Below are 26,446 nucleotides of genomic sequence, written 5' to 3'. Positions count from 1 at the left end.
GCCACGCGATATGACAAACTCGCGACCGTCTACCGCGCTGCCGTAGTGCTGAACGCCGTCGTCGCCTGGACAAAGCATTTGTCAGACATACCCTAGCTCCTACGACCCCTCCCTTCGGAACCGACAAACGTGTCGGTGGCCCGGAGCACACTGGAGGTAGAGACGAAGTCCTATCGAGGAGGCGCAGGTGCGATGTATACGCAACGCGAAACCTACTTCGGCTGGACGTCTCGGCGCGTACCCCTGTACGCAGCCGCGCAGCCCACGGCATCCCCGGCCACACCGGCCGCATCCGGCCCGAGCATCCGTCCCGAGGACGAGCGCGTTCCCTCGGGCGTAACGCTCGACCGCATCCTGCCCGAGTCCGTGCTGCATGGCCGTCTGGTCGCGTATCACGACGCGGACGAGGACAGGGACTACGTGGCCGTGGCGGTCGGCGCGGTGGCGGGCGAGAACGATGTACCGGTCCGGGTGGCCGAGGAAGAGACGCTCGTCGTGTCCGCGGCCCGCAGCATGATCGATGGGATCCTCGTCGGCACGGAGAGCGACGACCTCGACGAACTGGAGGTCGCCCGTCAGCTCCGCTTCGGCGGACCGGTCCGCGACCTGCTGGAATACATCGGAGCACGGTCGGTGGTGGTCGACTGGAGCCCGGCTGTGGCGTGATCCGACAGAGCCGTGGCGTGATGTGATCGCGTCCCCGTAATCGCGGATGTGTGACGCGCCGATACACACATCTGCAACGACACAGCATTCAGGTGGTACGGTCGTAGGCGTCCCCGTGACCAAAACGTAATAATTCGGGGATTATCGCAGCCCTGGTGTGGGTACTCGAGCCTTCGGGTTCCACTGGGAGGGTGACCGGAAGTGGCGATGCCGGACTGACAGCTACGCCCGTCGGGGGCAGCCCGGCACCGCCACTTTCGACCTACACTCTCCGGGACCGGATTCTTCCGAGTCCCGGTTCTCAGTTCTCCGTTACCGCTGCGGCTGCGGCCGTCGCCGCCAGAGCGGCCGGCGCCTCGACCGCGAGGAGATGACCCACCTCGGGAAGCGCCACGAAATGAGCACCCATGTCGTCGGCCAGCTTGTTCAGCGCGTCCACCTGTACGAGGGGGTCCTTGCTTCCCACGACGACCTCGACCGGACGCCCGCGCCAGCGGCGCAGCACGGCCCGATCGATGCGGGGCATGTTCGTCAGCGACGTGCAATACGCACCGACGCGGCAGGACCACCGCAGGGTCTGTTCGTCGGGCCGGTAGTCGCATCCCGCGAGTGCTCGAAGGTACCGCTCGGTGTTCTCGAAGTTGGGCTCGTTGCGCCACTGCAGGCCGGGGATGAGGGCGCGGTTCCACCGGACGCGCGGGACGAGACCCAGCGGCGCCGCGATCACCAGCTTCTCGATCCGGTCAAGATCCTCCACCGCAGCGGCCACGGAGGCCGACCAGCCGAGACCGATCACGGGAATCCGCTCGACGCCGAGTGCATCGAGCACCTCGACGAGCCAGTGGCCGTAGACGCTGTGGATCCGGCTGTCGGGCCGGCTGCCCGCGCTCGCACCGGGAAGGCCCGGGACATCCACGAGCACCACCCGGTGGCGCTCGCCGAACTGCTCGGCGAGCAGACGCAGCCCCGCCGCCGGGAGATCGCCACCCGCGAGCACCACGATCGGCGGTGCGGTCGCAGGACCCGTGGTGAGCACGTAGGTGTCACCCAGCGAGGTGCGGGCGACGTGCTCCTCGACGGGACGCTCCCAGTAGGTCAGCAGTCCTGCGCACGCGTGGTGGATCACGCTGCCGTCTCCGGGGCAGCGGTAGGGCGAACGTGTCAGCAACGCCATCATCCTCCTACCCGGACGATTCCGGGGACGACGAGGGATTCACGGAACGGCATGAATGGATCTTCTTTCGTGGGGTACGAGCGTCTTTCGCCGACCAACCTCGGGCACACCGCACGACACCGTAGCCCAGTGCTCGGTGTGGACGCCACCCGTGGTTCCGGAAAACTTCACAGCCGTCCCTCACGTCACTTTCGTGCCGAATGCCCTTTCACCCCTGCGCCTCCAGGTCCTCCCACGAGGTGTGAACCTGCGGTCGGAAGCCGTAGCCGGTGTCGGGTTCGGGCAGATGCCCTTCGGGGTCGATCACGACGACCTCCACGCCGTCCCGGTGGAGCCGACCGATCATCTCCAGCAACATCCTTCGGCCGACCGGCAGGATGGTACGGACGAGGGACAGGTCGAAGACCAGGCGTTTCGTCTCCACAGGCTCGTCGACCACGGCCGTCACGAGACCCTCGGAACTGGTGAACTGGAGGTCGCCCTGCAACTCGAGAAGGGTGAGAGACTCGTCACCCTCGCCGATGACATGTCTTCTGCGTAACACCGAGTGTGCGACCATCGGCGCGTCCATCAGATGCAAGTTCATGTCGCGGGAGAGACGACCGAAGGCGGCGACCCCCTGGACGCTGGTGCCGTGGTCGTCGAGGCGCGGCGAGTATGCGGCAATACCCAACTGTCCCGGTAGGATTCCTATGATTCCTCCGGACACGCCGCTCTTGGCGGGGATACCGACGGTGGAGAGCCAGTCCCCCGCCGCGTCGTACATCCCACAGGTCGCCATCACCGACAGCACCTGACGCACCACGTCCCGCGAGAAGATCTCCTCGCACGTCACGGGTTGCACACCGCCCGCCGCGAGCGTCGCGGCCATCATCGCGAGATCCTTGGTCGTCACCGTCACCGAACACTGCCGGATGTACCCCTCGACGATCTCGTCCGGATCGTCCTCGAAAACCTCGTACCCCCGAAGGAGATTGGCGATGGCGACATTGCGGTAGGAGTTCTCGAGCTCCGACGACGCGACCTTCTCGTCGATCGTCAGCTCGCGACCGGCCAGGGACGACAGCAGAGAACGGATGTCCTCCACCGAGGCCTCGGGTTGCCGTCCGTCGAGCACCAGGGCGTGTGCGGCGAGCGCACCGGCATTGATCATCGGGTTGAGCGGACGGCCCGTGTTGCGTTCGAGCGAGACCTCGTTGAACGCCTCCCCGGAGGGTTCGACATCGATCACGTCGAGCACGGCGTCGAAGCCTCTCTGTTGCAGCGCAAGACCGTAGACGAAGGGCTTCGAGATCGACTGGATCGTGAACTCGGTGTGGTCGTCGCCCACGGAGTACACCGCACCTTCGGCGGTCACGAGGGTGAGGGCGAACCGGTCCGGGTCGGCCCTCGCCAGTTCCGGGATGTAGTCGGCGAGGGCGCCCGAACTGTCGGCGCATCCTCGGAGCACTTCGGTCAGATAATCCGGCAACGGTGAACGCATGTATTCATCGTGACCGAATCGGACGCTGCCGGGGTGAGGAGTGACGAAGGCGATTGAACCGGCGGATCGCGGGTATGCCATCCCCATGACTGCTCTGTCGTCGGCGCTGTCAGTGCCGTTCCGAGTGGGATCCGCGCTGCGCGGAGCGCGCGTGTTCCACCCGCGCGGTGCGACCTTCGAAGGGGTTGCCGAACTCGAGTCGTCCTGGTGGCCGCGGCAGATTCCCCGCCCTACTCCTGTCGTCGCCCGGGTGTCGCGGGCCATCGGCACACCGGACGGCATGCCGGACGTGCTCGGTCTCGCGGTGCGCTTCGCCACGAAGACCGGCCCGTGGGACGTCCTGCTCGCATCGGCTCATCTGCCGGCCCGGGTGGCGCTGCTGCCGGCCCGTTCGTGGTCGAGTGCCCGCTACAGCACGCTCATGGCCTATCGGACCGACAGCGACCCCGCGCCGCGGTGGATCACCGCCGTTCCGCGCGGACGACAACCGTCCTCGACGACCTCCGTGCAGGCACTCGAGATACCGCTCGAGTTCTCTCTCCTGGTGGGTTCCGCCCGCGGGCCTCTGGAAGCGGCGGGACGTCTGACGCTGACTCGCCACCTACCCGAGAAGGATTCGGAGCAGCCGTCATTCGATCCGACCGTCCACTGCCCCGGATTCGTCGATCCGTGGCCGGGATGGCTCGTCGAGACGCGACGCGACGCCTACCGGGCGAGCCGGGCCGGACGAGGCGCCTTCCTCGCCCGGCCGCAGCACACCGTCAGCTGATCACCGCGTCGATCGTCTTCTTCAGCGCGGACGGCTGCGCCGGTGACCGCGGGGCGCCCTCCTTCATCTCGAGCATGCGGGCACCGATGTCCTGCAACTGCTTACGGCCGAGCGCCTCGCGCACCTTGGGGAACCACTCGTCCTCCTCCTCGTCGATGTGATGCTCGACGTTCTCGATGAGGACCGTCGTCTTCGCGTCGAAACGCTCTGCGTCGGGCTTCATCCCGGCCAGTTCGATGACGAGCACGTCGGCGACGTGGTGCTCCTCGTACGATTCGAGAATGTCGTCCTCGAGATCGGGGAGCAGGGAACGCACCTCGGGGTACATGCACTCGTTCTCGAGATAGGTGTGCACGGTGAGGGCTTCGATGATCTTGTCGACGATCTTGCCCTTCTCCTTCTCCCCCTCGGCCTTCCGGAAGTCGCGGAAGAGTTTCTTGATCTCCTTGTGGTCTTCCTTCAGCAACACGATCGCGTCTGTGGACACGGTTCCTCCTGCGGCGTGAACATTGCCGCCCCCAGCGGGCGTGGCACAGGAATACCCGTCCGCGACACCGTCACACGCGCACACGATCCGCATTCGCGAGGATGGCCGCCCGCAGTGCCGCCTCCGGGCCGTTGAGTACGGAACGACGCGCCATGAGCACGAACTCGATCTCACCCGCACCGGGAAGCAATCGTTGGGGATCGCGCACCGGGACGAGACCGGGTGGTGGAAGCCGCTCGGCGTGCAGCACCACGCCCAGTCCCGCGAGCGCTGCAGCGCGCAGACCGTTGAGACTGTCGGTCGTGCACGCAACGCGGACACCGCGCCCACTGCGCTGGAGGACCTCGAGCGCGATGTCGCGGGTCAGGGCCGGCGACGGATAGGACACCAGCGGTGTCGGCTCGTCCGGATCGAGGACGTAATCGGGGGCGGACAGGAAGACGAGACGCTCGCTGAAGATCATTTCACCGTGGCGGCTGCCCGGTCGACGCTTGCCGAAGACCAGATCGAGCTCGTTGTCGTCGAGACGGCGCTGCAGATCCTCGCTCAGATCCACCGTGAGTTCGAGATCGATGCGGGGATGACTACGCCGGAACTCGGCGAGGATCGACGGCAGCTCGTAGAGCACCAGGTCCTCGGAGACCCCGAAACGCAGCCGGCCGCTGAGCGGCGACTCCGAGAAGTGCCTGCGGGCGGCATCGTGGCGATCGAGGATCTCGCGGGCGAAGGCGACCATGTCGGCGCCGTCCGCCGTGAGCTCGACGTTGTGCGTGTCGCGTACGAACAGGCGGCGCCCGATCTCCTTCTCGAGTCGCGCGACGTGCTGACTGACCGTCGACTGCCGCAGGCCGAGCCGCTGGGCGGCCGCGGTGAAGCCGCGCTCCCGCTCGACGGCCAGGAAGCTCCGTAGGTGCACCGGATCGAACACCACCCCATTTCATCACGAATCGCGATTACAGAAAACGTGGCGACCGTCTTCTGTAATGACATCCGGCTGCCGTACCGTCGATTCGTGCTCTCCAAGATCCCCGTGCTCGGACGGCTCGACCCGTTCCTGCTCGCCATCCTCGCCACCGTCGCCGTCGCTGCTCTGCTGCCCGCCGACGGGGTCGTACTCGACGGCGTGAACTGGGCCGCCAAGATCGCCATCGGGCTGCTGTTCTTCCTGTACGGCGCGCGCTTGTCCACGCAGGAGACCATCGAGGGTCTCGAGCACTGGCGTCTGCACCTGACGATCCTCGCCACGACCTTCGTCGTCTTCCCGCTGCTCGGCCTGGCCGCCAAGGTGCTCGTGCCGTCGATCCTGAGCGACCCGCTCTATCTCGGCGTCCTGTACCTGTGCCTGCTGCCGTCCACGGTGCAGTCCGCCATCGCGCTCGTCTCGGTGGCGCGCGGCAACATCCCCGGCTCGATCGTCTCGGCCAGCGCCTCGAGTCTCATCGGAATCTTCGCGACTCCACTGCTGGTCGCGCTGACGATGTCCACCCAGGGCGTCACCTTCAGCGGGTCGGCCGTGCTCGACATCGTGCTGATGTTGCTCGTGCCGTTCGTCGCAGGTCAGCTCCTGCGGCGCTGGATCGGCGGCTGGGTGAAGGCCCACGGCAAGCCGCTCAAACTCGTCGACCGCGGATCGATCATGCTGGTCGTGTACGTGGCGTTCAGCCGCGGCATGAACGAGGGTATCTGGTCGATGATCTCGGTCGGCCGCCTGCTCGCCCTCGTCGGGGTGTGCGCGGTGCTGCTCGCGATCGTGCTCGCGCTCACCTGGTACTCGTCGCGCGGACTCGGTTTCGAATATCAGGACCGTGTCGCGATCCTCTTCTGCGGCTCCACGAAGTCCCTCGCCACCGGTCTGCCCATGGCGATCGTGCTGTTCCCCGGCCAGCCCATCGGCCTGATCGTGCTGCCGCTCATGCTGTTCCACCAGATGCAGCTCCTGGTGTGCGCGGCCCTCGCCGGACGCCTGGCGAAGAAGGCACCGGATGGGCTCGTAGCCGTATAGGAGAGCGAAACCGAAGCTCCTGTTAGACGAAACCGAGGGTGAAATCCGCTGATTCCGGTAGCGGTGACGTCATCGTGCCGTCACCGTGCAGGGAGAACCCCGATTCGCGAACCTCGGCTCGAAGGAGCACCGACATGGGTCTGCTGTTCCACGATCATCTGCACGACGAGTTCGGAACCTGGCCGCTGGCCTACATCCCCTACGGCGGCGCCGACTTCGGCGAGATCGCCGCAGTGGCCCGGCAGGTGGGCGACGGTGACGACGGGGACTTCTATCGGGCGTGGGTCGAGACCGGGGACCGTCTCGTCGCCGAAGCGGAGTCCTGCGCGACCGCCGGGCACGACGACTCGGCACGCGAGCTGTTCCTGCGGGCGAGCGCCTACTACGCGACCGCGTACCACCCGCTGTACGGATCTCCCGTCGACCCACGTCTGATCGCCGCCTTCGACAAGCAGGTCGCGGCCTTCGACGCCGGGCTGGCGATCGGGGACACACCCGTCAAGGCTGCCAGGATTCCGTTCGAGGACACCACGCTTCCGGGCTACCTGATTCCCGCACCCGGCCACGAGAACAGCGTGCGGCCGCTCATCGTCTTCACCAACGGATACGACGCCACGATCACCGACATGTACTTCGCATCGGCCGTGGCAGCGCTGCGACGCGGCTACCACTGTCTCCTGTTCGACGGACCGGGCCAGGGCGAGATGCTCTACAAGCAGAAGATGCCGATGCGTCCGGACTGGGAAGTGGTCGTGCGCGCGGTGATCGATCATGCGACGGCCTCCCCCATCGTCGACCCTGAACGCATCGTCCTGAGCGGATGGAGTCTCGGTGGGTATCTCGCGCCGCGCGCAGCATCCGGTGAGCATCGTCTGGCCGCGGTGGTCGCCGATCCCGGTCAGTGGAGCGTCGCGGCCGGCACCCGGGCCCTCGGGGCAGCATTCGGCCTCTCCCCCGAGGTCCTCGACGATCCTCTCTCGATGAGCGCACAGGACGCCGACACGATCATGGCTGCGGTGCAGTCGGATCCGTCACTACGCTGGAAGATCATCGCCCGCGGATTCTGGGTCAACGGCGCCTCGGACATCCGGGAACTGTTCGCGGAGATGAACGAGTACACACTCGACGAGGTAGGCGAGCGTATCTCGTGCCCTGTCGTGGTGACCGCCGCCGAGAGCGATGCCCTCGCACGCGGTGCGGGAACATTCGGAGATCGGCTCGGCGACACGGTGACTCTCATCCCGTTCACCGAGGCCGAGGGTGCGGGTAGGCATTGCGAGATGGGCAACCGCACCCTCCTCAACAGGCGGGTTCTCGATCGGCTCGACGAGCTCCTGGCCCGCACGCCCTGACGATCAGCGGTCGGGCCGGCCCGTGTACGCCTCCGCGAGATACTGCTGTCCGTACCGGGAGCCGACGACCGCGGCGAGTTCGCCCAGTGCCCGTTTGTTCTCGAATGGCGTTGCGTCCTCACGGGTGTGAAGCATCGAGGTCATCCAGTACGAGAAGTTCTGCGCCTTCCACACGCGCTGCAGCGCCGTGTCGCTGTAGGCGTCGAGCAGGTCGGACGAGCCGGTGGAGAAGAACGAGTCGAGCGCGCGGAAGAGCACCCGGACGTCGGCCAGGGCGAGGTTGAGTCCCTTGGCACCGGTCGGCGGAACGGTGTGGCCGGCATCGCCTGCCAGGAAGAGGTTTCCGTGCCGCATCGGTTCGCACACGTACGAGCGGAACGGCAGGACCATCTGCTCGAAGATGGGGCCGCGCTTCAGTTCGAAACCGTCGGGGCCGTCGACACGCCTCTGAAGCTCGTCCCAGATCCGGTCCTCGCTCCACGTCGACGCGTCCTCGGACGGATCGCACTGGAAGTACATCCGCTGCACCGACTCGTTGCGTTGACTGATGAGGGCGAATCCGTGATCGGAACGCGCATAGATCAATTCGGGTGCACTCGGTGGAGCTTCGGTGAGGATCCCGAACCATGCGAAGGGGTACTCGATGAAGTGGTCGGCGCGGACGTCGCCGGGAATCGCCTTGCGGCAGATGCTCTGTGATCCGTCGGCTCCGACGAGGATGCGGCACCGGATCTCGACCGGCCTGCCGTCGGATTCGGCGAACCGGATTTTCGGTATGTCGGTGGTGATGTCGAGAACCTCTGTGTCGCAGACGCTGTAGCGCACATCGCCACCGTCGCGTTCGCGCGAGGCGGCCAGATCGACGAAGACCTCGTTCTGCGGATACAACCACACCGACTCACCCACGAGGTCCCGGAAATCGATGCGGTGGCTCTCACCTCCGAAGCGCAGATCGATGCCGTCGTGGCGGTGCCCTTCGTTCAGGACACGGGTGTCGACTCCGCTCTCGGTGAGCAGCGACACCGAGCCGTGCTCGAGGATCCCCGCACGGTGGGTGGTCCGGATGGTCTCGTGATCACGTTTTTCGACGACGATGTTGTCGATCCCCGCCTTCGCGAGGAGGTGGGAGAGCATGAGACCTGCTGGGCCGCCGCCGACGATGCCGACTTCGGTGGTGACGACCGTGCGGGTTGCATTCATGTGTTCGTCCTTTGCTGCGCGTATCCGATTCGCGTCCCGTCGAGTGTCGTGCGCCTCTCCCACCGCATACGCTGACTTCTCGTTCAATGAGAAAACGATCGGGTCAGTCCGGGGGACGCTCGCCGACTCCGCGCGCGATGCCGCGGGCAGCGGCCATGAGGACGGGCACGACGGCCTGTTGCCGGGACGCACCGGTGGGCACCACTACGCCGAGCGCCGCCAGGGCATGACCCGACCGCGCGAGGACGGGCACCGCGATGCCTGTGGCGCCCTCGTCGAGCACACCGTCGAAGCGCGCATAACCCCGCCGGCGGACCTCCGCGAGCGCGCGACGGAAATCTCTCGTTGTCGCAGCAAAACGCTTCTCCACCTCGGGATGTCGTCGCCTATAGGTTTCCTGCACCTCCGCAGGTGAGAACGCGAGCATCGACATGCCCAGCGACGTGTCGTGGACGGGGAGCCGACGGGCGACCGAGGCCTGGTTGACCACCGAATCGGACGCCGACAGCCGTTCGAGGACGAGGACCTCGTCGTCCTGCAGGACCGCGAGCTGGGTGTGCTGGTGCACCACCGACTGCACGTCCTGTAGGAAGGGCAGCGCCGCCTCCCGCAGATCGCGCGCGGGTGCACTGCGCGCGACGAGTTCCCACAGGCGCAGACCGAGCCGTACCCGGCCGTCGTCGTCCCGGGTGAGCAGACCGTGTTGCACCAGCTCGCCGACGAGCCGGTAGGTCGTGGCCTGCGGGATGCCGGACCTGCGGGCGAGACTCCCGACCGTCAGGCGGGGTTGGGTGTCGTCGAACGACTCGAGGATGCGGACGACGCGGTCGAGCATCGAGTCACCGGACGGCGAGTTGGCCATGCCGCCATTGTTCCGTGTCCGATCCGGGCAGTTTTACCATCCGGATCCGTCCGTAGATTCGACATCCGTCAATATAGACGTGTGTCGAATCAAGATCTCGCGGGTGACGACGCCTGCTGTTCTCCGCTCGTGCGCCAACCCCTGACGGACGATCGCGCCGCCGACCTCGCCCGGATGTTCAAGGCCCTCGGCGATCCGGTGCGTCTGCGGATGCTGTCGCTCGTCGCGAGCCATGCCGGCGGTGAGGCGTGCGTGTGCGACATCTCGGGATCGTTCGATCTGTCCCAACCGACGATCTCGCACCACCTCAGAGTTCTGCGCGAGGCAGGCCTGCTCGAGTGCGAGCGTCGTGGCACCTGGGTGTACTACTGGGTGGTTCCGGTCGCGCTACGGCAACTCTCCGATGTGCTCGGGATCGAGTCGACCGAGGTACCTGCATGAGTGAGCGAACTGCGGTGGACACTCCCGTGATGGGCAGGATGTCGACACTCGACCGCTTCCTTCCCGTGTGGATCGGCACCGCCATCGTCGTCGGCCTGCTGCTCGGCCGCATGATTCCCGGACTCGGAGAAGCCCTGGGTTTCATCGAGGTCGACGGGATCTCGCTGCCGATCGCCCTCGGTCTGCTGATCATGATGTACCCGGTACTGGCGAAGGTGCGCTACGACCGTCTCGACACGGTCACCGGCGACCGCACCCTGTTGATCTCGTCGCTGATCCTCAACTGGATCGTCGGTCCTGCACTGATGTTCGCGCTCGCGTGGCTGATGTTGCCGGATCTGCCCGAATACCGCACGGGTCTGATCATCGTCGGCCTCGCGCGCTGCATCGCAATGGTGATCATCTGGAACGACCTCGCGTGCGGCGACCGGGAAGCCGCAGCCGTGCTGGTCGCGATCAACTCGGTCTTCCAGGTGATCATGTTCGCCGCTCTCGGCTGGTTCTACCTGTCGGTGCTGCCCGGATGGCTCGGCCTCGAGCAGACCGGTCTCGACGTCTCCCCGTGGGAGATCGCGAAATCCGTGCTGATCTTCCTCGGGATCCCGCTCGTCGCCGGTTTCCTCACTCGTCGATTCGGTGAGAAGGCGAAGGGCCGCAGCTGGTACGAGCAGACCTTCCTGCCGCGCATCGGACCGTGGGCGCTGTACGGACTGCTGTTCACCATCGTGGTCCTGTTCGCGCTGCAGGGCGACCAGATCACCTCGCGGCCACTCGACGTCGTACGCATCGCGCTGCCCCTGCTGGCGTACTTCGCGATCATGTGGGGGAGCGGGTATCTGTTCGGCGCTGCAGTAGGACTCGGCTACGAACGCACCACCACACTCGCCTTCACCGCCGCGGGCAACAACTTCGAACTCGCCATCGCCGTCGCGATCGGCACGTTCGGGGTCGCGTCCGGACAGGCACTGGCGGGAGTCGTCGGCCCCCTCATCGAAGTGCCCGTCCTCGTCGCACTCGTGTACGTCGCTCTGGCGCTGCGCACACGCTTCGCCGCACGCGCGGGAGGTGCGTCGTGACCGCCGTTCCGTCCGATCCGTGACGAGATCCGGACGAAGGTCGAGGCTCTGATCGCCGAGCTGACATCGTCGGCATGATCGAGTTCGGCAACCACATCCGCTGGGTACCCACAGGTCTGTCACGCCGGGCGCCCGTGTAGGACGCTCGGTGTGGACGCACGTCGTCCCCGACCTGCTCCGGACACCGCGTTGCACGTCATCGCAGGTCCGGTAGCGTTCTGAGACGACTCGTAATCGCGTGTCGGTCGATCGGCTCGGTGCAGCCGAACTGTGGGAGGTTCCCGTGGCTGGTGGTCTCGTCGCCCTTCTGGACGACGTCGCGGTACTTGCGAAGGCAGCCGCGGCATCCATAGACGACATCGGCGCCGCAGCCGGCAGGGCGAGCGTCAAGGCAGCGGGCGTGGTCGTCGACGACACGGCCGTCACCCCCCGCTACGTGCACGGGTTCACCCCCGATCGCGAACTGCCGATCATCCGCAAGATCGCGATCGGGTCGATCCGCAACAAGCTTCTGATCATCCTGCCGGTCGCGATGATCCTGAGTCAGTTCCTCCCGCAGGCCCTGCCGTATCTGCTCATCGCCGGCGGTCTGTTCCTCTGCTACGAGGGCGCCGAGAAGGTCTACGAAGCGCTCACCGGCGGCCACCACGAAAAAGAGGCCACCGCAGCGGAGAAGGGCCCCGAGTTCGAGAAGGCCATGATCGGCGGCGCGATCCGCACCGACCTGATCCTGTCCGCCGAGATCATGGTGATCTCGCTGGCCTCGGTCGAGGACGAACCCTTCCTGACTCGCCTGCTCGTCCTCATCGTCGTCGCCGTCCTCATCACCGTCCTGGTGTACGGCGTGGTCGCCCTGATCGTGAAGATGGACGACGTCGGCCTGGCGCTCGCGAAACGGAAGTCCACTTTCGCTCAGCGCGTCGGTCGCGGTCTCGTGAAGGCGATGCCGAAGCTGATGACCGTTCTCACCGTGGTCGGGATCGCCGCCATGCTGTGGGTCGGTGGGCACATCCTGCTCGTCAATGTCGGCGAGGCCGGATTCCATTGGCCTGCCGATCGTCTGCACGACCTCGAGCACTGGTTCGGCGAGCTCGTGCACGGCGGATTCGGCGGCGTGCTGTCGTGGACCGCGGGGACCGTGACATCCGCTCTGGTGGGCCTGATCGTGGGTGCGATCGTCGTGCTGATCATGCACCTGATCCCGCGGCGGAAGAAGGCCGACGCCGCGCACTGACGCCGCCGGATCCCCCCGGACGGGTCACTCAGGGGCGTTTCTCCGGACCGCCTGCGCGAACGCCCGCATGAGACCCGGATCCTTGACGCCGCGTTCGGCCTCGATGCCGCTGGAGACGTCGACACCCCACGCCCCGGACGTGGAAAGTGCCCTCTCGACGTTGTCGGGGTTCAGCCCGCCCGCAAGGACCCACCGGCCGGACGGCAAGGCACTGCGGTCCTGCCAGTCCCATGTCTTCCCGGCACCGGCGACTGCGCCGTCGACGAGCAACAGGTCGGCGCCGAAGTCCTCCGACAGCGCCTCGGCTCCTCCGGTGTTGATCGCGCGGATCACCGTGAATCCCGCGTCGTGCAGCACGCGCACGTCGTCGGGCGACCGCAGGTCGTGCACCTGGACGTGATCGAGATTCGCGGCCCGGGCCGTCGCGATGATCTCGTCGAGGGACGCATTCACATAGACGCCGACGGCGAGTGTTCCCGCCGGCACACGGGTGCGGAGCGTCGCGGCCCGCTCGGGGGAGATGCGACGAGGGCTCTTCACGAGAACGAAACCGACCGCGTCGACGCCCAGTTCGACGGCGAGATCGACCGTCGCCTCGTCCTGCAGTCCGCACATCTTGATGAACGTCATCACTACCTTCCTCGCCGCTTCTCCACCTCGAGGATATGTGTGCGACCGTCAGCGGCAGCAGTTCGGATCCAGGACGACCCTGAGCGCCTCGAGGGACTCGGCGCGGGCACGGTGATAGACGTTCATCCCGCGTCGCTCGGATTCGACCATGCCCGCCTTGCGCAGTTGTCCGAGGTGATGACTCACCGTGGATTCAGCCAGATCCACACCGGCGGCGAGATCGCAGGTGCACACTTCGCCCGATCGACCGAGTCGGGCCTGTTCGCCGACGAGGAGATGGGCACGACCGGTTGCTACGCCGCCGGGCGGGGCGACGACTCGTATCAACCTCGCGCCATGTCCACGAACCGCGACAGGTGCAGCTGGTGGGCAACGGTGATGGTCGCGGTCGGGCCGTTACGGTGCTTCCCGACGATGAGGTCGGCCTCGCCACCACGCGGGTCGTCGCGCTCGAAGGCATCGGGGCGGTGCAGCAGGATGACCATGTCGGCGTCCTGCTCGAGGCTGTTGTGCACCGCGATGCCGTCGGCGACGAAATTGTGTGTGCCGGGCACCGTTCCGTCGTAGACGTCCTGCTCGCCGAGACTCGTGACGGAGACGATCTCGTCCCAGAACACGTTGTTGGTGGCGACCATGTCGATGTCGGCCGTGTCGAGGACATCGGCGACCCGGGCGAGCCGCGAGCGTGCACCCTCGGTGGTGCGCGGGGTGGCGGACGCGACCGGTCCGATCGGAGCGAGCTGTTCGACGGCGAGCAATTCGCCGAGCTCGGCTTCGATCTCGGGGGTGACGGTGTCGGGGCTGTGCTTGACGAGCTTCGGTCCGAGCTGCGCCAGGACCCACTGCGCCGCGGTTCCGTGCTTGCCCACGTCGTGGAGGAAGACCGCCTGGTTCTCCGCCCCGGTGACAGTGAGGTCCCAGCCCTCGACGGCATCGGTGATCCGCGCGAACACGCCGATGCGCAGGAGCAGGCGCGCGAGGTCGTCGGCCAGACGACGCTCCGCCGACCGGTAGCGGACGACGGCGCGGGCAGCGCCTGCGTCCCATGCGACCTCACCGCTGTCTTCCCAGATGTGGCAGACGAGCTCGGCGACCTGCTCCTTGGGGAGCGAGAACGCGCGGGTGGGGATCAGTCGGCCGGCCACGGCAGTGTCCGCGAGAACGGCCACCTCGTCGTCGGATGCGGGTATCACGTCGAGGGGTGCGGGCACCGCACGCGGCACTGCGACACGCTCACCGGCGACCAACTCGCCCAACGGCATCCAGCCGTCGATGGTGAGGAAGGGATGGTTCGCGGTGGCTTCGACACGACGCCCCGAGGCCAGCTCCAACCGGAAGACTTCCTTACGGCCGCTGGGGAAGACCTTCACCATCGGCCGGACGACCATCCGCATGCGTTCGTCGAGCGACCACACGAGGGGCTGTTCACCCGACTCGAGCAGCTCGCCGAGCGTGACTTCGGCGCCGGTGTCGGCGCGCATGATGCGCGTGGACGCCGGCAGGCAGCCCGACTCACGGAGGTCGGAGACCTGCGGCCGCTTGTCGGTGCGCTGCTCGGGACCACGGTTGAGCTGACACACCGCGACGACCGGAACCTCGAGTTCCTTCGCGAGAAGCTTGAGGCTACGCGAGAATTCGGAGACCTCCTGCTGACGCGACTCGACCTTCTTGCCGGACGACATGAGCTGCAGGTAGTCGATGACGATGAGACGGATGTCGTGTTTCTGCTTGAGCCGCCGCGCTTTTGCGCGGATCTCCATCATCGTGAGGTTCGGTGAGTCGTCGATGAACAACGGCGCTTCGCTGATCTCGCTCATGCGGCGGGCGAGACGCGTCCAGTCGTCGTCGGTCATGCGTCCGGATCGCATGTCGCCGAGCTTGATCTTCGCCTCCGCGGACAGCAGACGCATGACGATCTCGGTCTTGCCCATCTCGAGCGAGAAGATGACCGACGCCATGCCGTGCTTGATGGAGCACGACCGCATGAAGTCCATGCTCAGCGTGGAGTTGTGTGTGGGCACCATCGCGCGACCCGCGAGGTACATGTGGTCGCCGTCGACCTCGACGCACCGCACCGGGACCGAGGGAACCGGGCGGACGGCGACGATGCGGCGCTCGCGCGGCATGGTGGCGCGGCATTCCTTGTGCCGCACGGCCTTGCTGGGCAGGACGAAGACGTCGTCGTCGGTGGTGAAGGAGATCTCGGTGCCGTCGAGCACCGGCGCGTAACCGAGGCCCGACAGGAGTTCGGCGACGCCCTGCGCCAGACGCTCGGACGAGCCGACGAACCGGATGGTGCCGTCGTCGTCGATCTCTCCACCGGCGTCGAGCAGACCCGCGAGGAGTTCGCGACGCTGCGGTTCGGATGCCCGCTGGTATTCGGCGGGGATGTGGGCGCCGAGCGCGACGAGGGCGCTCGTGAAACCACCTTCGCCGTCGATACGCATGTGCAGTTCGGGATCGGACGACGGGCCGCCGAGCCACGCACCGAGCGTGAAGGGGGAGACGGGCAGCTCTGTTGCCGGGAACGACAGTGCCTCGGTGTTCGCGACGGTGTGCCCGGCGTCGGCGGTGGCGGCGAGTTCGCCCGTGGTGCGGATCGCGCCGTCGCCGGTGCGCCACTGGTGCTGCTCGTCGGCGACGATCACGGTGCCGTCGGAGAACACGACGTCGAAGCACGGCCGGCCGTGCATGACCTCGGTGGCGGCGAGGACGCGGACGGGGCGGCCGTCGGCGCCGAGGAGTTCGTCGCCCACACCGACCTCGCCCATCGTGGTCCAGCCGGTGGGGGTGGGCAGGGGAGTGTCGAGCGCGAGGGCCTTACCCACACCGGGACGCGCGGCGACGATGATCATCTGGCCGGCATGCAGCCCGTTGGTGAGCTCGTCGAGTTCGGCGAAGCCGGTGGGCACGCCGAGGGAGATACCGCCGCGGCTGGCGATGGAGTCGATCTCGTCCATCGTGGGCTGCAGGAGTTCTTCGAGCGGCACGAAGTCTTCGGTGGTGCGTCGTTCGGCGACCTCGAAGACCTCCGCCTGCGCGCGGTCGACGATCTCGGCGACGTCCTGGCCGTCGGCGCCGGCGTAGCCGTACTGGACGATGCGCGTGCCCGCCTCGACGAGACGACGCAGGACGGCCTTCTCGGCGACGATCTCGGCGTAGTAGCCGGCATTGGCCGCGGTGGGGACGGTCTGGGTGAGCGTGACGAGATAGGCGGCTCCGCCGAGACGCTTGAGTTCGCCGCGCCGGTCGAGCTCGGCCGACACGGTGACCGGGTCGGCGGGTTCGCCACGGCTGTAGAGATCGAGGATCGCGTCGTACACGGCCTGGTGGGCCGGACGGTAGAAGTCGCCGGGTCTCAGCACTTCGAGGACGTCGGCGATGGCGTCCTTGCTCAGCAGCATGCCACCGAGCACGGACTGCTCGGCCACGAGATCCTGAGGGGGCTGTCGACCGAAGTCTCCACTCGGTTCCTCGGGAGGTCCCGAATATTCGGGATTTCCACGATCGTCAACGACGGCCACTGCAGTGCCTGCCTTCCTCCACATGTCCCCGTCCGGCGCGCTGTGCTCCGGCGGATACCTGCACGCACTCCCGGTGTCGGTACCCGGGGTTTCGTGTCCGGTTCTACTCGCCCCTACCGACATCCTGTGTGTGGAGTCGTGCGCCCGACGTTAGGGATCCGGATGACCCTCCACAACTCGGGTTGTGCACACAGTTGGGGATGAATTGTGGAAAGAGGAGGACAGCCTTGTGTACCGGATGTGCACAACCTGGGGACAACACATCTCACATCTCTCATAACTGCAGTTAGGAGCAGAAAAATGTCTGTTCACACGTGTGGAGAAGAAGAATTTCGGCGTGTCGGAGGGCCGGGCGTGTTCACCCATTCGTTCCCCGAACGACATTCCGAGGAGTCACAACGGTGTGGTTTACCCCCCGGTTTATCCACAGGCTGTGCACAGACGACGAGGAGCCCCACGCCGACCAGGCGCGGGGCTCCTCGAGGGGCCGGAATCAGGCAGCCACGACGTTCAGCGTGAACTTCGCGGTGACATCCGGGTGCAGCTTCACGACGATCTGGTGCTTGCCGGTCGCCTTGATGTGGGCCTTGGGCAGCTCGATGATGCGCTTGTCGACAACCGGGCCACCGGCAGCCTTGAGAGCACCGGCGACATCGGCAGCGGTGACCGAGCCGAACAGCTTGCCCGAGTCGCTCGAGGTCTTGACGCTCAGCGAAACGTCCTCGAGGCCCTCGATGGCGGCCTTGAGCTCCTGAGCGTGCTCGAGGCCGCGCACGGCGCGAGCCTCCTGGGCACGGCGGATGCCCTCGACCTGCTTCTGGGCACCACGGGTGGCGACGATCGCCAGGCCGCGGGGCAGCAGGTAGTTGCGGCCGTAGCCGTCCTTGACCTCAACGGTGTCGCCAGGCGCACCGAGGTTGTCCACGTCAGCAGTAAGGATGAGCTTCATCGTGTCCCTCCCTTTCCTCAGCGAGTCGTCGAGACGTAAGGGAGCAGAGCCACCTCACGAGAGTTCTTGACAGCAACAGCGACGTCGCGCTGGTGCTGCACGCAGTTGCCGGTGACGCGGCGAGCGCGGATCTTGCCGCGATCGCTGACGTACTTGCGCAGCAGCGTCGTGTCCTTGTAATCGATCTGCACGTTCTTTTCCTTGCAGAAGGTGCAGACCTTCTTCTTCAAAACCTTCTCGCGCGCGGGCGACTTAGGCATGGTCGTTCTCCGTAATTTTGGATGTTCCGATCGAGGTCGGATCAGAACGGAGGCTCGTCGTCCCCGGAACCACCGAAGGAACCCGACTGCGGGGCGTCGCCCCACGGGTCGTCTCCGCCGACGTTCGTGTTCTGAGCGGGACGGCCACCGCCCGATCCACCGGAGGAACCACCGAAGCCTCCGCCACCGCCACCGCGACCGGCCTTGGTGACCTTGGCCGTGGCGTAACGGAGCGAGGGGCCGATCTCGTCGACCTCGAGCTCCACGACAGTGCGCTTCTCGCCTTCACGCGTCTCGTAGCTGCGCTGCTTGAGCCGGCCCTGCACGATCACACGCGAGCCGCGAGTCAAGCTCTCGGCCACGTTCTCCGCTGCCTCACGCCAGATGTTGCAGCGCAGGAACAGAGCCTCGCCGTCCTTCCATTCGTTGGACTGACGGTCGAACACGCGGGGCGTGGATGCAACGGTGAAGTTCGCAACCGCAGCACCCGCGGGGGTGAAACGCAGTTCGGGGTCGGCGGTCAGATTGCCGACCACGGTGATGACGGTGTCGCCTGCCATGTGGTTCCTCCTGCAGTGTGGGGAGTCCTGATGCGCCAGAGCCTACGGCCCGGCGCCGACAGGCTCACTTGCCGTGGCGCAGAACCTTGGTGCGGAGCACCGACTCGTTCAGGCCGAGCTGGCGATCCAGCTCTGCAACGGCAGCAGGCGTCGCGCTGATGTCGATCACCGCGTAGATGCCTTCGCTGTTCTTGGCGATCTCGTAGGCGAGACGGCGCTTACCCCACACGTCGACCTTGTCGACCTTGCCGCCTTCCTGGCGAATGACGTTGAGGAACGTCTCCAGCGAGGGAGCGACAGTGCGCTCGTCCAGGCTGGGGTCCAGGATGATCATCAATTCGTAATGACGCATAAGACCTCATCACCTCCTATGGACTGTGAACGGTCACGGACGTTCCGTGACAGGAGGGTCGTTGCGTCAGCAACCCATGAAGGGTACACGACGGCCCGGCGACCAGCGAAATCGCCGACCGTCGCGGGCAGGGGATTTGTCCTAGGGTGAGAACATGCGCACGAGCTCCGGGACCGTCTCGCTCGTCGCCGTCCTGACGTGCGCGGTGATGATGTGGTTCGGCTACCTGAACAAGGCCCGGTGCGCCGGCCCCACCTTCGACGCCGAGGGCCGCACGCTGCGGTTCGAGGACATCAAGGACGCCGACGTCTGCTATTCCGACATCCAGCAGTTGTGGATCGGCCGCGGCATCAACCTCCACGTCTTCCCCTTCGTCGACGGGGGCATCACCTCGTCGGGAGCGCTGACCGGGGGCACCGTCGAGTACCCCGTGCTCAGCGGGGTGCTCATGTGGATCGGGGCCATCGGTGCCCACACCGATGCGGAGTTCCTCCTGCAGTCGGCGTTGTTGCTCGCCCCCTTCGGGCTGGTCACCGCGTGGTTGCTCGCCCGGATGGCCGGATGGGCCGCGCTGTTGTGGTCGCTCACGCCGCCGCTCGTGCTCTACGCCTTCCTCAACTGGGACCTGCCGGTCGTGGCGGTCACCGTCACCGCCGTCGCGGTGCTGACGATCGAACGCTGGCCGCTGCGGACTCGCGGAGTGGTCGCGGCAGTGCTGCTGGGCGTGGGCTTCTGCCTCAAGCTCTATCCGGGCATCTTCGTTCTGCCGCTCATGGCCTATGCCCTCACCGGCGGAAGCTCACCCGATCGGAAGCGGGACGTCCCCGGCGCCCTCGCCGTCGCGGGCACGGCGGCAGCGACGGTCGCCGCGATCAACCTGCCCTTCGCGATCCTCGGCTACGAGGGCTGGCGGGCGTCGTTCGCCTTCCAGCAGAACCGGGAAGCGGACGGGACCAGCAACTCCATCTGGTACTGGGGTCTGCGGCCGCTGATGGGCGGCTACCAGGAATACGAGAACACCCCCCAGTACAACGAGCTGGTGGCCCAGTTGTCGCCGACGCTGATCGCGCTGTCGTTCGCGCTCGCCCTGTGGCTCGGATGGCGCCGATACCTCCGCGACGGCGTCTATCCGTGGCTCGGTACCGGGGCCGCGATGCTGTGCGGGTTCATGCTCTTCCACAAGGTGCACTCACCGCAGTACACGTTGTGGCTGCTGCCGATGTTGATTCTGCTGCGCGTGCCATGGGGTCTCGTCGCCGCCTATCTGCTCGCCGATCTCGCCATCGGCATCGGCATCTTCCGGTGGTTCGCCGCGACCGCCGGCGAAACGGACATGGCCCTGCCGCTCACGCTCGTCCACATCGGAGTGTGGGGACGCGCGGTCCTGCTGGTCGTGCTGTTCTTCGTCTTCCTGCGCGTCCCGCCCAGAACTCCGTGGCAGCAGACGGAACGGACGGGCTACGCTCGCCGTCCGACGACGACCGGGAGAGCGCAATGAACGACAACTGGATGGAACATCCCGTCCTCGAGGGCCCTCGTATCCGACTCGAGCCCCTCGCCGACGCGCACGTCGAAGGTCTACTGAAGGCCGCCGACGATCCCGACACGATCTTCGCCTGGGCACACCTTGTGATCCGCGACCTCGACGACGCGCGCACGTTCGTGCGCGAGGCCGTGGCCGATCCGTCCCGGCTGTCCTACGCAATCGTCGACAGGGCGACCGGCGAGGTGCTGGGGTCGACGTCCTACTACCTCCTCGAACCGGCCCACCGCACACTGGTGATCGGCTACACCTGGCTGTCGACCCGGGTGCAGCGGACCCACGTGAACAGCGAGTCGAAACTGCTTCTGCTGCAGCGCGCCTTCGACGACCTCGGGGCCGTGCGCGTGACCTGGCACGCCGACGAACGCAACACCCGTTCGCGCGACGCCCTGCGCCGGCTCGGCGCCACCGAGGAGGGCCTGCTCCGCAAGCACCGCAGGCGCCGCGACGGCAGCTGGCGGACCACCGCGCTGTTCTCCCTCACCGACGACGAGTGGCCCGGGGTACGCGCCCGGCTCGAGGAGCGCACGGTGCGATGAGGACGAGGCGCGCGCTCGCAGCCCCCATGGCGATCGCCGTGGGTGCGGTCGCGGTGTGCGCCGCGGTGGCGTGGGCCGACCCGACCACGCCGGGCGGGGTCATTCCGCCGTGCCCCACCTACTCACTGTTCGGAATCCTGTGTCCCGGCTGCGGTTCGTCGCGGATGTTGTATTCGCTCGTCCATCTCGACGTGCCGGCAGCATTGCACTACAACGCCCTCGGTCTCGTCGCGCTGGCCGTGCTCACCGTGTCCTTCGGTCTGTGGACGTGGAGCAGGGCGCGGGGCACACCGATGCCGCGGTGGACGCGATACCGGTGGCCCCCGCACCTCGTGCTGATCCTGACGGCGATGTGGTTCGTCGTGCGCAACATCCCGGTCGCGCCGTTCACCGCCCTACGGATCTGACCGTCAGAGGATCGGGCAGTTGACCAGGTAGTCCCAGTCCGTCCCGGGATCCCCGGTCACTCGGACGAGAATCGAGGATGCGCTACCTGCCGGCACATTCACCACTGCGACCCAACTCGTGGTAGGTGCCGGTGACACCTTCCCCTCCCGACTGCCGCGACTGGTTGCACTGCTGGGTCGTCGGCAGCGATGATCCGTTGCCCAGGATCGCACTGCCCAGATCGATCGCCTGTCCACCCAGATCCACCACGCTGCCGGGCAGTTCGGACACGCTGCCGGGCAGATCGTTGCTGTCGGCGCTGCCGGTGGGAGCGGCCGAAGCGGTAACGGGCGCACCGAATGCGACCGCCGCCACCGTGACCGCCGTCAGAACCGCGCGCAGACCCGACCTGCGAATACGAGACATGCTTCCTCCGATGATCGATGCGTTGAATCCCCCACCAGGACGTTCCCACACCGCGAGGCCTGTGCGTATCCTGCTATCGGATGAATCTGTCTCGGTCGGAACATCTTCCGGCCATTCCGATTCACGCCGTGTCGCCGCACGGCGGCCGGAAGGGAACACCCGGCAGGTGCCGTTCCCATTCGTCCTCGGTCACCGGAGTGCCGACGGTGGAACACAATGTCGCCGCGACGGGCTCGGGGTCGAGTTGCCACAGCCGTACGGAACGGTCGGGACCACCTCCGACGAGCACCGCTCCGTCGTGCGTGAAGGTGGCGTCGTAGACCCGGCTTCCGTAGGCGGTGAGCACCGCGTGGGTGGTGTGGGAGTCCGGTCGGGTGACGTCCCAGATCCACGCCGCCCCGTCGCCGACGCCGGCCGTGAGACGATCCCCGCCGGGGGAGAAGCGCAGCGAGTACACCGCGTCCGCCCGCCCGGTGATCCGCGCCAGTTCGCGTGGGACGGCAGGGTCCGCGACATCCCACAGGCGCACACTGCGGTCGGTGCTCGCCGCGGCCAGGATCGTTCCGTCGCCACCGAACGCGACCGTCTGCGCCTGACTCTCGAATCCGGACGACTCGGAGATCCGAGTCGGGTCGGTGGGATCGGAAAGATCCCACAGTTCGACGAGACCGCCGGCACTCGCTACAGCCACGATGTCGGCAGTGGGATGCCACGACAGCATGTACGGATAGTTGTCGGCTTCGAAGGTGCCGACGACACGCGGAGCAGCGAGATCGGAGGCGCCGACGATCGCGACTTTCGCGTTCCCCGTCGCCGTTACCGCCACGACGGGTCGGTCGGGAGCGAACTCGACCACTCCGACGACACCGTGACGACGCCCTCGGTTGTCCCGGCGAACTGCGGCGCTGCAGGGTCCGCCAGATCCACAGGTGCACGGACCCCCCGGATGTTCCTGCTGCAGCGAGTGATCCGGTCTTCGACAGTGCCGCGGCACCGCTGAACCGATCCTCGACGGATGGGCTCAGGGACGGCAGTTCCACCGCCGCACCGGTATCGGCGATGTCCCACAGCGGCAAACCATTCGACCGTCCTCCGCCGCCCGAGCTGGCTCCTTTCGTTAGTGCGTGAGTGAGGACCCCGAAATCCGGTCGAGCAGTCCTTGTAGGTCGGCGTCGACCTGCGGTGGGAAGATGTGTCGGGTGCCGTTGATCGCGATGGTCGCCGACCGCAGCGGACGCAGCAGTTTGACAACCTTGACGATCGCGAGACCGCTGCGTTCCTGCACCACCCGGGAGACCGCCAATGCCACGAACACCACCGTCAGGTGCGCCTCGATCGCATCGCGGGTGCGGTGGAAGATCGGCCGGGCCCGCAGATCCGTCTTCGACATCCGGAACGACTGTTCGACATGCCACAACTCGTGATACTTGCCGATGATCTCGCTCGGATCCATCAGGGAGACAGGAAGGTTGGTGACGTAGCCTTTCAGGCCGACGAGCATCCTGGCGCGTTCGAGCGAGGCAGTGTCCAGCCGCCGGCCCTTCGCGGTGACTGTCACAAACCGTGTGGACTTCGGCGCGGCGTCCCCGTCGACTACGGCCCGGGTGCGGGCTTCCTGGGCCGGCCGCCGACAACGGGCGTGGCCCGGATGTGCATGTTCATGTTCGCCTACGAACCCGATGGTCGGTGCTCGGGCTGAGAACTCCGCTCGGCCGATGCCGGGGTGGGTCGTGCCGGTGGGTCGAGGCAGTTGTCGCTGTGCCGGGATTCCTGGGTGCGTTCCTGAATCAGGGGGCGACGTCGATGACCACACGGACCGGGTCATCGAGCGCGTACACCGCGAAGGGCAGGGCCGCATCGGTGTGAGAATGGTTGAGAATTCCTGTCGTGCAGAGACGTCGAGATATCAAGGGCTCGCCGGCAGGGGTGGGAGCGGCCGCTCGGTGGGCAGCGGTTCGTTCGGGGTCCAGGCGTCGAAGGGCACCTCGAAGGTCACCGTGCCGGCTCGTTCGAAGGTGAAGGTCACCGGGTGGGTCAGGCCGGGTCGGATCGCTTCGGCGGGGAATCGGCCGCGCACTGTCAGAGGCCGATCCGGTGCCGCGGTCGGTCGGAGTTGTTCGATGGGTTCTCCGGCGGCCAGGGAACTGCCGGGCAGCAGTTCGCGTGCCTGATCGGAGGCCTCGAGTGTCAACTCTCCGGCGGGGGAGTCGATCGAGACGAGCCGGTCGGTCGTGGAGGACTGGTTGATGACGGTGAAGGCCAGGGTGACCTGGCCGTATCGGGGGACGGCGGGATCGGTGGGCTCGGCCTCGAAGTACACATTGCGCAGCAGCAGGTCGCCGAGTTCGGCGTTGGTGCCGTTGATGGCCGCCTGTTGAGTGTTGGTCTGGGTGATCTGCCCTGCCCCGCATGCGACGAGCAGGGGCGCTGTCAAGATGAGAACGATGAGCGACCAGGCGCGACGGTGGACGGTCGAGATGCGGTGGGTGGGTAGGCGACGGTATGGCGGAGGTTTCACAGGGTCTCCTTTTCGTTGTGATCGGTCGGGCGTAATTCGGGCGCTCGCCGATCACGGTGCTTTGCGGTAGGCGTGGCGCAGCTGCCAGATCCGGGCGCCGCCGATCACCGCGGCGATCAGCAGTCCCGCCAGAGCTGCGAACAGTAGCGCCACGCCCAGCGGCAGGGTGAAATCCCAGCCGAAGAAGGCAATGGCGGTGCGTTCGGTGTTCTGCAGGATGAACACCAGCAGCGCGACGGTGACCACCGCTCCTATGGTCAGTGCCACCAGCATCCGGCCGGTGCGGGTCGGTTCGACCGCTCCAGCTGCGGGTGCGGTGTGGTCTGCGGACCCGGTGGGGGTGGGGTCGGCGTCACCGGAACGCCTACCGGGGTGTGAGTTGTGGGTACGCATAATCGGTTTCTCCCTTCATCGGTCCGGAGCAGGCACCAGGGCGATCCCGTGGGTGGTCAGAATGTGCCGAGGGTGCCTTGCCACACGGCCACAAGGAGGTAGATGGCGACAGCGAGGGGATAGTAGGGATTCATCGATGTTCCTCAGCATGCTTTACATGGGCCGCACGGGGCGATGTGACATCACTGCTGCGGGGCAGTGTGAGGGGTCGAGATCTCGAGGGGTGCTCGGCATGGGCGCCACGCGCTGTCCGAGGCGAGTTCAGTGCGGTTCGGTGGAGGTGTTCGGTCGTGTGTCGCCGACCGGGATGTCGCGCTCGGGCCGGTCTGCTGAGGTCGGCGCGTACATGCGGTCCAGGTGCAGCTTGATCCATTCGGTGGTCACGGTCCGGGGGAGAAAGAAGTGCGAGTTCATGATCCTGCTCAGCTGGTGGGTTGCGGATACTCGCAGTCCACGGTCGGGTTGATTCCCATGTAGTTCAGGGGTCCGGCCACGATGGTTACGGCGATGGTGCCGACGCTGGCGCAGTTGGTCGAGGCGTCACCGTAGTATCCGCGTTGTCCTGCGGCGACGGCGCCGATGATCAACCAGATCAGTATCAGGAGGCTGAGCAGGCCGGATAGACGGCTTCTGGTTCGCATCGTGTGCTCCTGTCCACGAAAGCGGCGGCATCGCGCACGGTGCTCGGTCCGCCGTCCCAACCCGATGTGTGCTGTGTGCGGGACTGGGTGCTCGATCCGATCGGCGTTACCCGGCGGGTGCGCCCTCCGATACGCTGTTCGTTGCGGCGAAGCAACTGTTGCGATCTATAGTGCATCGTGAAATCGGCGGTGGATCTTGCGCTTTCGTTTCTACGGTCCACCCTAGTAACGCGGTGGAGGCGCGCCAAGGCAGGAGAGAGGATGTGGGTTGATGGTTATGCGATTGCAATCACTCGGTGCGGTCCGGGTCAATTCGTGCCCGGAATGATCCGTCCCTCTCACGACAGGGCTACCGGTCACGCTCCTCGAGGCCGCAGGCAGAAAGGGTGTGCGCGTAGCGGCGATCGCGGTGACCTCAGCCCAGGCAGCGGCCTGGTTCGCCTCGTCCCGTCCGCCGCCACGTTCGACGAGCCGGAAGGCGAGCGTCGCGGTGATCTCAACTCTGCGCCGGCCGCTCGGACTCAGAGCGTGCTGGGTGTGGGAGGGTGGCCGGGTAGCCGCACCACATGCAAGAAAGAGTTGTCGATCTTGCGGATCACGTCGGCGAACTGATCGAAGTCGAGGGGTTTGGTGATGCAGGCCGTGCCGGCAGATCCTCCCGGCGATCGACCAGATGATTCGGCACACCCAGCGGCTCAGCGTGCCCAGCCCGTGGGGATGCCACAACGTTGCATAGATGTCCCGCAACGCCCCTGCGATGAGTGCCGGGGGGTTCCCCCTGCGCCGAGCGCACTGAGTAACCACGTCATTGCCGTCTACCTCCGGTCCCTATCAGGGGTCGGTTGCACGCGATCGCCTCGTCCTGCTCCGGCCCGGATGTAGAGTTTGCGTCCCGCCGCGCCGGTGAGACCGAACGCGACCGTGCTTGCGGTCAGCACGAGCGTGCCGGCGCCGAGCACGGCGTCGTCGACGCCGAGG

At 66.5% G+C, this 26,446-nt stretch carries 28 protein-coding genes and 2 pseudogenes; 10 read left to right on the top strand and 20 right to left on the bottom strand.

Annotated features, from left to right (window positions below; all coding sequences use genetic code 11):
- The first annotated feature begins 192 nt into the window (after positions 1–192).
- Positions 193–666: a hypothetical protein gene (locus A5767_RS01190; protein ID WP_064851460.1), complete on the top strand. Its 474-nt coding sequence runs from the start codon at positions 193–195 to the stop codon at positions 664–666.
- A gap of 301 nt (positions 667–967) precedes the next feature.
- Here the strand turns inward: A5767_RS01190 and A5767_RS01185 are convergent, their stop codons facing one another.
- Positions 968–1,840, bottom strand: a complete 873-nt coding sequence (locus A5767_RS01185; protein ID WP_006550782.1) for an alpha/beta fold hydrolase — start codon at positions 1,838–1,840, stop codon at positions 968–970.
- Between the two features lie 208 nt (positions 1,841–2,048).
- Complete coding sequence (locus A5767_RS01180) at positions 2,049–3,323, bottom strand: glutaminase (protein ID WP_024102450.1); 1,275 nt, start codon at positions 3,321–3,323, stop codon at positions 2,049–2,051.
- An 85-nt stretch (positions 3,324–3,408) separates the two neighbouring features.
- Here A5767_RS01180 and A5767_RS01175 point away from each other — a divergent pair, with 85 nt between their 5' ends.
- Entirely contained in the window at positions 3,409–4,092 is a 684-nt protein-coding gene (locus A5767_RS01175) for a hypothetical protein (protein ID WP_006550784.1), read from the top strand.
- Here the strand turns inward: A5767_RS01175 and A5767_RS01170 are convergent.
- Positions 4,085–4,579 carry a hemerythrin domain-containing protein gene (locus tag A5767_RS01170; RefSeq protein ID WP_006550785.1) on the bottom strand — a complete coding sequence of 165 codons (495 nt, stop codon included), beginning with the start codon at positions 4,577–4,579 and terminating at the stop codon, positions 4,085–4,087. The two genes, A5767_RS01175 and A5767_RS01170, sit on opposite strands and share 8 nt — an antisense overlap.
- A 70-nt stretch (positions 4,580–4,649) precedes the next feature.
- Positions 4,650–5,507, bottom strand: coding sequence for a LysR family transcriptional regulator (locus A5767_RS01165; RefSeq protein ID WP_033097578.1), 858 nt, complete (start codon positions 5,505–5,507; stop codon positions 4,650–4,652).
- A gap of 84 nt (positions 5,508–5,591) precedes the next feature.
- Between A5767_RS01165 and A5767_RS01160 the strand changes: the two genes are divergently transcribed.
- Together A5767_RS01160 and A5767_RS01155 are read left to right on the top strand one after the other, a co-directional pair.
- The gene (locus tag A5767_RS01160; protein ID WP_050993543.1) at positions 5,592–6,581 is read left to right on the top strand and encodes a bile acid:sodium symporter family protein; all 990 of its coding nucleotides are present in this window, start codon (positions 5,592–5,594) and stop codon (positions 6,579–6,581) included.
- Between the two features lie 134 nt (positions 6,582–6,715).
- Positions 6,716–7,933: an alpha/beta hydrolase gene (locus A5767_RS01155; protein ID WP_064851459.1), complete on the top strand. Its 1,218-nt coding sequence runs from the start codon at positions 6,716–6,718 to the stop codon at positions 7,931–7,933.
- 3 nt (positions 7,934–7,936) lie between these two features.
- On the opposite strand, the gene A5767_RS01150 is transcribed toward A5767_RS01155, so the two are convergent.
- Both A5767_RS01150 and A5767_RS01145 read right to left on the bottom strand, forming a co-directional pair.
- Positions 7,937–9,133 (bottom strand): 4-hydroxybenzoate 3-monooxygenase, encoded by a 1,197-nt coding sequence (locus A5767_RS01150; RefSeq protein ID WP_064851458.1) that lies wholly within the window; start codon positions 9,131–9,133, stop codon positions 7,937–7,939.
- A 103-nt stretch (positions 9,134–9,236) separates the two neighbouring features.
- Positions 9,237–9,995 carry an IclR family transcriptional regulator gene (locus A5767_RS01145; protein ID WP_064851457.1) on the bottom strand — a complete coding sequence of 253 codons (759 nt, stop codon included), beginning with the start codon at positions 9,993–9,995 and terminating at the stop codon, positions 9,237–9,239.
- Positions 9,996–10,076: 81 nt separating this feature from the next.
- Here A5767_RS01145 and A5767_RS01140 point away from each other — a divergent pair, with 81 nt between their 5' ends.
- The 3 genes from A5767_RS01140 (at position 10,077) to A5767_RS01130 (ending at position 12,746) form a co-directional block, all read left to right on the top strand.
- The gene (locus A5767_RS01140; protein ID WP_064256789.1) at positions 10,077–10,436 is read left to right on the top strand and encodes an ArsR/SmtB family transcription factor; all 360 of its coding nucleotides are present in this window, start codon (positions 10,077–10,079) and stop codon (positions 10,434–10,436) included.
- Positions 10,433–11,512, top strand: coding sequence for an ACR3 family arsenite efflux transporter (arsB, locus tag A5767_RS01135; protein ID WP_064851456.1), 1,080 nt, complete (start codon positions 10,433–10,435; stop codon positions 11,510–11,512). The genes A5767_RS01140 and arsB overlap by 4 nt, the downstream gene beginning before the upstream one ends.
- Positions 11,513–11,795: 283 nt before the next feature.
- On the top strand, positions 11,796–12,746 hold the full coding sequence (locus tag A5767_RS01130) for a DUF808 domain-containing protein (protein ID WP_170318487.1): 951 nt from the start codon (positions 11,796–11,798) through the stop codon (positions 12,744–12,746).
- Positions 12,747–12,770: 24 nt separating this feature from the next.
- Here A5767_RS01130 and A5767_RS01125 read toward each other — a convergent pair whose 3' ends face one another.
- The 7 genes and pseudogenes from A5767_RS01125 to rpsF form a co-directional block, all read right to left on the bottom strand.
- On the bottom strand, positions 12,771–13,376 hold the full coding sequence (locus tag A5767_RS01125) for a phosphoribosylanthranilate isomerase (protein WP_064851455.1): 606 nt from the start codon (positions 13,374–13,376) through the stop codon (positions 12,771–12,773).
- A 48-nt stretch (positions 13,377–13,424) separates the two neighbouring features.
- Positions 13,425–13,616, bottom strand: a pseudogene (locus tag A5767_RS01120) (metalloregulator ArsR/SmtB family transcription factor); the annotation flags it as partial.
- A gap of 83 nt (positions 13,617–13,699) precedes the next feature.
- Complete coding sequence (gene dnaB, locus A5767_RS01115) at positions 13,700–16,924, bottom strand: replicative DNA helicase (protein WP_082937552.1); 3,225 nt, start codon at positions 16,922–16,924, stop codon at positions 13,700–13,702.
- 469 nt (positions 16,925–17,393) lie between these two features.
- Positions 17,394–17,849, bottom strand: coding sequence for a 50S ribosomal protein L9 (gene rplI, locus A5767_RS01110; RefSeq protein ID WP_006550799.1), 456 nt, complete (start codon positions 17,847–17,849; stop codon positions 17,394–17,396).
- 17 nt (positions 17,850–17,866) lie between these two features.
- Complete coding sequence (gene rpsR / locus A5767_RS01105) at positions 17,867–18,109, bottom strand: 30S ribosomal protein S18 (RefSeq protein ID WP_006550800.1); 243 nt, start codon at positions 18,107–18,109, stop codon at positions 17,867–17,869.
- 41 nt (positions 18,110–18,150) lie between these two features.
- Positions 18,151–18,669, bottom strand: a complete 519-nt coding sequence (locus tag A5767_RS01100; RefSeq protein WP_006550801.1) for a single-stranded DNA-binding protein — start codon at positions 18,667–18,669, stop codon at positions 18,151–18,153.
- Positions 18,670–18,733: 64 nt separating this feature from the next.
- A complete protein-coding gene (gene rpsF, locus A5767_RS01095) occupies positions 18,734–19,021 on the bottom strand; it encodes a 30S ribosomal protein S6 (protein ID WP_006550802.1) in 288 nt (95 codons plus the stop codon).
- Between the two features lie 154 nt (positions 19,022–19,175).
- On the opposite strand from rpsF, the gene A5767_RS01090 reads away from it, so the two are divergent.
- From A5767_RS01090 to A5767_RS01080, 3 genes are read left to right on the top strand one after another with little or no spacing between them, the layout of a single operon-like run.
- Positions 19,176–20,519: a glycosyltransferase 87 family protein gene (locus A5767_RS01090; RefSeq protein WP_064851453.1), complete on the top strand. Its 1,344-nt coding sequence runs from the start codon at positions 19,176–19,178 to the stop codon at positions 20,517–20,519.
- Positions 20,516–21,103 (top strand): GNAT family N-acetyltransferase, encoded by a 588-nt coding sequence (locus A5767_RS01085; protein WP_064851452.1) that lies wholly within the window; start codon positions 20,516–20,518, stop codon positions 21,101–21,103. Before A5767_RS01090 ends, A5767_RS01085 begins: the two co-directional genes overlap by 4 nt.
- A gap of 26 nt (positions 21,104–21,129) precedes the next feature.
- Entirely contained in the window at positions 21,130–21,510 is a 381-nt protein-coding gene (locus tag A5767_RS01080; RefSeq protein WP_006550806.1) for a DUF2752 domain-containing protein, read from the top strand.
- An 82-nt stretch (positions 21,511–21,592) separates the two neighbouring features.
- Here the strand turns inward: A5767_RS01080 and A5767_RS01075 are convergent, their stop codons facing one another.
- The 7 genes and pseudogenes from A5767_RS01075 to A5767_RS01050 all read right to left on the bottom strand — a co-directional run bounded on the left by A5767_RS01075 (position 21,593) and on the right by A5767_RS01050 (position 25,468).
- Entirely contained in the window at positions 21,593–21,916 is a 324-nt protein-coding gene (locus tag A5767_RS01075) for a hypothetical protein (protein ID WP_064851451.1), read from the bottom strand.
- A gap of 121 nt (positions 21,917–22,037) precedes the next feature.
- Positions 22,038–22,772, bottom strand: coding sequence for a WD40 repeat domain-containing protein (locus tag A5767_RS01070; RefSeq protein ID WP_064851450.1), 735 nt, complete (start codon positions 22,770–22,772; stop codon positions 22,038–22,040).
- Between the two features lie 261 nt (positions 22,773–23,033).
- Positions 23,034–23,537, bottom strand: a pseudogene (locus A5767_RS01065) (IS1634 family transposase); the annotation flags it as partial.
- Positions 23,538–23,822: 285 nt separating this feature from the next.
- Positions 23,823–24,434: a hypothetical protein gene (locus tag A5767_RS01060; protein ID WP_064851449.1), complete on the bottom strand. Its 612-nt coding sequence runs from the start codon at positions 24,432–24,434 to the stop codon at positions 23,823–23,825.
- A gap of 51 nt (positions 24,435–24,485) precedes the next feature.
- Positions 24,486–24,827 carry a lipopolysaccharide assembly protein LapA domain-containing protein gene (locus A5767_RS23555; protein WP_231913087.1) on the bottom strand — a complete coding sequence of 114 codons (342 nt, stop codon included), beginning with the start codon at positions 24,825–24,827 and terminating at the stop codon, positions 24,486–24,488.
- Positions 24,828–25,088: 261 nt separating this feature from the next.
- Entirely contained in the window at positions 25,089–25,241 is a 153-nt protein-coding gene (locus tag A5767_RS22890; RefSeq protein ID WP_156665104.1) for a hypothetical protein, read from the bottom strand.
- An 8-nt stretch (positions 25,242–25,249) separates the two neighbouring features.
- Positions 25,250–25,468, bottom strand: coding sequence for a hypothetical protein (locus A5767_RS01050; protein ID WP_006550812.1), 219 nt, complete (start codon positions 25,466–25,468; stop codon positions 25,250–25,252).
- Positions 25,469–26,446: the final 978 nt, after the last annotated feature.

Source organism: Rhodococcus sp. 852002-51564_SCH6189132-a, assembly GCF_001665495.1.
In the GTDB taxonomy this organism is placed as follows: Bacteria; Actinomycetota; Actinomycetes; order Mycobacteriales; family Mycobacteriaceae; genus Rhodococcus; species Rhodococcus pyridinivorans.
The sequence above is the reverse complement of the archived record's forward strand: the minus strand, read 5'-3'. Positions and strand labels throughout refer to the sequence as shown.